Here is a 468-nt window from a genome sequence, read left to right on the forward strand (position 1 = left end):
GGCACAATGCTGGGAAGACTACGCCCAGGCCCTCATCGACGGTCTGACCGTCCGACAGGCTGCCGTCCGCTGCGGAGTCTGTAAAAACACCGCCTTCTTGTGGCGTCACCGCTTCCTGAAAGCCATGGCGAGTCACCAGGCGGCACGGGAAGGGGGTATCGTCGAGGTTGATGAGACCTTCTTCTTGGAGTCGTTTAAAGGGCAACGTGGTTTGCCCCGCCCGGCCCGCCACCGTGGGGGCAAAGGCCGTACCCGAGGCACAGGGCCGGATTACATCCCGGTGATGGTGGTTCAGGACCGGGCTGGTCACCATGCGGATTTTCAGTTGGAGAAAATGAATGCCGAGACGGTGATAGCTGTTTTGACACCCCTTGTCTCGTCAGATGCGGTGTTGTGTAGCGACGGCGCCGGGGTGTATGCCAGTTTCAGCAAAGCGCAGGGAGTGACCCATCAGGTCGTGCGCAATCG

Annotated in this window: 1 protein-coding gene; it reads left to right on the forward strand. The window is 60.5% G+C overall.

Going from position 1 to position 468, the window contains the following annotated elements; genetic code table 11:
- A partial coding sequence (locus AACR77_RS03295) for an IS1595 family transposase (protein ID WP_042879703.1) occupies positions 1 to 468 on the forward strand: 468 nt, incomplete at both ends.

The sequence above is a fragment of the Aeromonas sp. ZOR0002 genome, from assembly GCF_963866995.1.
In the GTDB taxonomy this organism is placed as follows: Bacteria; Pseudomonadota; Gammaproteobacteria; order Enterobacterales; family Aeromonadaceae; genus Aeromonas; species Aeromonas caviae.